The organism is Stenotrophomonas sp. 05L44_2 (assembly GCF_056665995.1).
Window position 1 is genome coordinate 1 of record NZ_JBFTNR010000333.1, and the last position, 4,497, is coordinate 4,497.

General features: G+C 66.4%; 6 protein-coding genes. 4 read left to right on the forward strand and 2 right to left on the reverse strand.

Going from position 1 to position 4,497, the window contains the following annotated elements; genetic code table 11:
* Positions 1-13: 13 nt before the first annotated feature.
* Positions 14-1,636 carry a ShlB/FhaC/HecB family hemolysin secretion/activation protein gene (locus AC1VAN_RS12715; protein ID WP_480985918.1) on the reverse strand — a complete coding sequence of 541 codons (1,623 nt, stop codon included), beginning with the start codon at positions 1,634-1,636 and terminating at the stop codon, positions 14-16.
* A 201-nt stretch (positions 1,637-1,837) separates the two neighbouring features.
* Between AC1VAN_RS12715 and AC1VAN_RS12720 the strand changes: the two genes are divergently transcribed.
* Positions 1,838-2,179 carry a hypothetical protein gene (locus AC1VAN_RS12720; RefSeq protein WP_480985919.1) on the forward strand — a complete coding sequence of 114 codons (342 nt, stop codon included), beginning with the start codon at positions 1,838-1,840 and terminating at the stop codon, positions 2,177-2,179.
* Positions 2,180-2,186: 7 nt separating this feature from the next.
* On the opposite strand, the gene AC1VAN_RS12725 is transcribed toward AC1VAN_RS12720, so the two are convergent.
* On the reverse strand, positions 2,187-2,645 hold the full coding sequence (locus AC1VAN_RS12725) for a general secretion pathway protein (protein ID WP_032974572.1): 459 nt from the start codon (positions 2,643-2,645) through the stop codon (positions 2,187-2,189).
* Between the two features lie 116 nt (positions 2,646-2,761).
* On the opposite strand from AC1VAN_RS12725, the gene gspH reads away from it, so the two are divergent.
* The 3 genes from gspH to AC1VAN_RS12740 are packed head-to-tail and all read left to right on the forward strand — an operon-like array spanning position 2,762 to position 4,178.
* The gene (gene gspH / locus AC1VAN_RS12730) at positions 2,762-3,208 is read left to right on the forward strand and encodes a type II secretion system minor pseudopilin GspH (protein WP_059064322.1); all 447 of its coding nucleotides are present in this window, start codon (positions 2,762-2,764) and stop codon (positions 3,206-3,208) included.
* A complete protein-coding gene (gene gspI, locus AC1VAN_RS12735; protein WP_025874376.1) occupies positions 3,205-3,567 on the forward strand; it encodes a type II secretion system minor pseudopilin GspI in 363 nt (120 codons plus the stop codon). Before gspH ends, gspI begins: the two co-directional genes overlap by 4 nt.
* Positions 3,564-4,178, forward strand: a complete 615-nt coding sequence (locus AC1VAN_RS12740; RefSeq protein WP_442251382.1) for a prepilin-type N-terminal cleavage/methylation domain-containing protein — start codon at positions 3,564-3,566, stop codon at positions 4,176-4,178. The genes gspI and AC1VAN_RS12740 overlap by 4 nt, the downstream gene beginning before the upstream one ends.
* Positions 4,179-4,497: the final 319 nt, after the last annotated feature.

Here is a 4,497-nt window from a genome sequence, read left to right on the forward strand (position 1 = left end):
CTCAAGGGAAGGGTCAGTAGCTGGTGCTGATGTTGAAATGCAGGCGCGGGTCGTCCTTGCGCGTGACCGGGCCATCGGCGTAGGGCCAGGCGTAGTCCAGGCGCAGCTGCAGGTGTTCGCCCAGGCGCAGCTGCGCGCCCAGCCCGACCGACGCCAGGTTGTACTTGTCGCGCTGTTCCGGCAGCGGCTGACGCAGGCGCAGGTAGGCCGCGTCGGCGAAGCTGTACAGCCGCAGGTCGGTACCGCTCCACAGCGACCACGCCGGGGTGCGCCATTCCAGGTTGGCCAGGCCACCGTAGTCGCCGATCGCTTCGGCCGACAGGTAGCCGCGCACGGTGTACATGCCGCCGGCGGCGAACTGTTCGGCCGAGACCAGCGGTGCATCGGTCGCCTGCAGCGAGCCACGCGCAGACCACTGCCAGTCGTTGCCGAAGGTGTGCGTGTTGGAGACATCGGCCTTGAACGCCACGAAACTCGGATCGGCCCAGTAGCGCTTCTGACCGAAATCGGTGGCGTTGCTGCCATAGCCGAACAGACGCCGGGTTCCCGCCACCAGCTGCGTGTTGATGCTCAGCTGATCGTGCTCGCCCTGGCGCACGCCGACGAAGGCCAGCGTGACCGGTGCGTACTTCAAGGGCGTCTTCAGGCTGTCCTTGCCCATCTGCGTGTCTTCTTCGGTGTCCTTGAAGTCCACGCCSAGGCTGAGCTGGCGCCACCAAGCGCCGCTGCCCGGCAGGCGGTAGTTGAGCTTGAGACCAATGGAATGACCGTTGCCGATCACGTTGGTGCCGGTGCCCGTGCCTGCGCCGCCTTGTCCGCCGGCATTGAGTACGCGGCTGTCGGACGTGTAGCCTGATGCCTCAAGACTCCACGGCGTGCCCTCGAAGGGAACGGTGTAGGAGGCGGAGAACACCTTTGCCTGGTGGGTGTCTTCCGGCGCGATGAACACGCCGATGCTCGCACTGTGGCCGCGCCGCCACAGGTTGTCGTGGGCCAGCGATGCACTCAGGCGCAGCTTCTCGGTATCGGCGCTGTGGTCGTTGTTGAGCGCCGCACTGGCACGCCAGGGCGACTTCTCTTCCACCTGCAGGTCCACATCCATGGTGCCCGGCACCTGGCCTTCGCGCACCAATGGCATCACCTGGCGGCGGCCCCCTTCGTTCAGCGCCGTCAGTTCCTTCTGTGCCTGGTCGAAATCGGGCACGCGCCCTTCAGCCAACGACGGCACCCGCTCGCGGATGCGCTCGGGTGAGTCATGGCGGGCACCGACCACGCGCAGCTGGCCAATGGGCGTCTGCTGCACCTTCAGCAGCACCACGCCCGCGTTGACCTGCTGCTCGGGCAGCTCCACATAGACCGATTGGTAGMCGGCCTGCTGGTACAGCGCGTTGACTGCATCGCGCGCCTTCTCGACATCGGCGAGCGTTTTGCCGGGGCCGAGGAACGGTTCGACCGCGCGCTCGATCTGGCGCGCATCGAGCACGGTGTTGCCGCGCACGATGTACTCGTTGATGTTCACCGTGGGCGCTGGCGCGGCGTCCTGCGCGAACGCTGGAGACGGCAGCGAGGCCAAGGCCAGCAGCAAGGGATGCAGGCGCAGCGGAAGGCGAACGGCACGGCACGGAACGGGAGTCATCGAAGGCATCGCGTCGTATCGAAGGGAATGGCCAGGGAGCGGCGCGTGGGTCTACCAACAGGACGTGCAGGCCGCGTTAAAACCGCCAACAGTTTTGTGACAGCACTGTCATCTGTTGACGATGCTGAAACAGGCGCAGGCGGACACTTCGCCTGGCACACGTCTTCATTGCAAAGCGCTTGCTGCCTCGGGTGATTCAGGATGCACACCACTCTGCTTACGCCAAACCGCCCTGCCCTCTGCCTGACGTTGGTTCTGGCTCTGGCTTCGCCCTGGGCGCGGGCCGACCAGGCTGCCAAACAGGCAGATGCAGCGCCATGCATCGAAGTACAGGTCAATGGCGAGCGCATCCCCGCCTGGGACTGCCTGCAACGCAAGCTGGCGCCGGCAGAGAACARCGCCCTCCATCCCAATCTTCCCGAGGCCGAGCGCTTGATGCGCAAGCCCGGCAACCAGTTGCTGCAGTACAACCTGGAGGGCACGCGGCAGCGCATGGGCGATGCGTTCGGGCGTTCGGTGGTGCCGCAGCGTCCAGCGCGCTGAGCCGTGTTCAGTGCCGCCCCAGCGCGGCGGGAACGATGCCATCGGTGGGCAGCGGCGGCAGTTCGGGCACGGGCAGCGAGCGCGGTTGTCCTGCCTGCTGCAGTTCAACCGCGTTCGCGCTGATTGCTGCCAATACGGTAGATGGACCAAGCCGCTGCCCCGGCGCATAGGCCTGGGCAGGTGCCCTATCCACCGACAGCAATGCCAGTGGCGCCTGCCGCCCTGCCATCACCCCCAGCACGGTCACCTCGGTCTGTACTGCACCTGGCGAAAGCAGCCGCACCAGCGGTGCGCTCGCAGCGTCGTCGAAGGCCGGGGCAGCGGGTACGGCGATCTGCACCGTGGCGGCGGAAACGCGAGCCGGCGCCATGAACAGGGCCATGCCCCAGTATCCCGCGACGGTCAGCAGCAGCATGGCCGCCAGCAGGGTCAACGTGCGATTGCGATCCCAACGCCTGCCGTCCATGTTCCGCACCTTCGCCAGGTTCCTGTGCGGCCACGCTAGCAGCTGACGCTGACGCTTTTGTTTCATCATCCGCGCCTACGCTGGCAGGTATCGGCAAGGACGGGAAGCGATGTGCGATGCAAGGCAGACCACGCGGTTTCACCCTGATCGAACTGATGGTGGTGCTGGTCATCATCGGCATCTGCACGGCGGGTATCGGCCTCGGCCTGGGCAGCCTGCTCGACCCTGCGCGGCAGCTGCGCCAGGAATCGGAGCGGCTGGCGCAGCGCCTGCAGGTCGCTCGCGATGAAGCGCGCATTGATGGTCGGCCGATCCGCTGGCAGGCCACTGCAGAGGGTTACCGCTTCAGCCGCCGCGACAGCCAGGGCTGGGTCGAGCTGCGGCGTGATGACCTGCTGCGCCCCCAGCAGTGGCAGACCCGTGGCATCACCGTGCAACCCACGGCTGCCATCGAGCTGAGCCCCGAATGGATTGGTGTGCCGTGGGAGCTGGCGTTGTCGCTGGACGGTCGTCGACTGCGTCTTCGTGATGATGGCAGCGGACAATTGCAGGTCCTGCAGTGAAACGGCAGCAACACGGATTCACCCTGATTGAGGTGCTGATCGCGTTGGCCATCGTGGCCATCGCATTGGCGGCGGTGATGCGCTCGGTGGCGGTGGCGACCGATGACCAGTCGCGTCTGCGTGACCGTCGGCTGGCCCTGTTGTGCGCGCAGGACCGCTGGCAGGAGCTGCGTCTGTCCGCACAGCCTCCCGGCGATGCACGTCTGCTGTGCCTGCAGGGGCGCACCCGCTTCCTGGTGCAGCAGCACCTGGGCAATGGCGCCGACGGACAACCGCAGCTGGAGTTGAGCGTGGTGGCCGAAGATGCACCGAAACAATCGCTGACGCGCCTGCAGTTGCCGTGGACGGCGGCGCCATGAAACGCGCGGCGGGCGGTTTCACCCTGATCGAGGTGATGATCGCCATCACCATCATGGGCGTGCTGGCGGTGATCTGCTGGCGCGCCCTGGACAGCGTGGCCAATACGGACCAGCGCCTGCGCCAGGCCGATGCCGAGACCAGCACGGCGATGCGGGTGCTGCAGCAGTTCCAGCGCGATATCGAGATGCGCGCTGACGATGCGCTGATGAACGGCGCGGTGCGCCCGGCCGATCAGCCTGCGCGGCTGTTGCCGCCGTCGTTGACCAGTGAGCGCCACCCCGATGGTGGCTTCACGCTGGAGATCACCCGCAGCGTCGGTAGTGATGGGCTGCAGTGGCAGCGCGTTCGCTGGTGGCGGCAAGGCAGCACGTTGTGGCGTGCCAGCGGTGCGCCTTCCGATCATTATCCGCTGCCTGTGCCCGAGCCAACGCGCGGGTTGCTGGTGGCACGTGATGTGCAGCGCTTCGAGGTGCGGGCGTGGCAGCCAGGGGTGGGTTGGGCGATGCTGCCGAGCCAGGGGGAGGTTTTGCCGGCGACCGGCCTGGAGTTGCGGTTGGGGTTGCTTGATGGGCGCGGGCCGTTGAGTTATCGGCGGGTGTTGGCGCTCTGAGGCGCATCCACGCATGGCGTGGATCTACTGCCAGGCCGGCATCTGCTGCCAAGCCTGTTCTGGTGGGTGCCGACCGTTGGTCGGCACTGAAGCTGCCCCAGCCATCCACGCATGGCGTGGATCTACTGGACTGCATCCACGCATGGCGTGGATCTACTGCCAGGCCTGCTTTGCTGCCAGGCCTGCTCTGGTGGGTGCCGACCGTTGGTCGGCACTGAAAGCTGACCCAGCCATCCACGCATGGCGTGGATCTACTGAGAGGCATCCACGCATGGCGTGGATCTACTGGACGACATCCACGCGGGGCGTGGATCTACTG

What these genes read in the sequence shown, in the direction of transcription:
- AC1VAN_RS12725 (WP_032974572.1), bottom strand. Translation starts at nt 2,645, where the DNA reads ATGGACGGCAGGCGTTGGGATCGCAATCGCACGTTGACCCTGCTGGCG.
- gspH (WP_059064322.1), top strand. Translation starts at nt 2,762, where the DNA reads ATGCAAGGCAGACCACGCGGTTTCACCCTGATCGAACTGATGGTGGTG.
- AC1VAN_RS12740 (WP_442251382.1), top strand. Translation starts at nt 3,564, where the DNA reads ATGAAACGCGCGGCGGGCGGTTTCACCCTGATCGAGGTGATGATCGCC.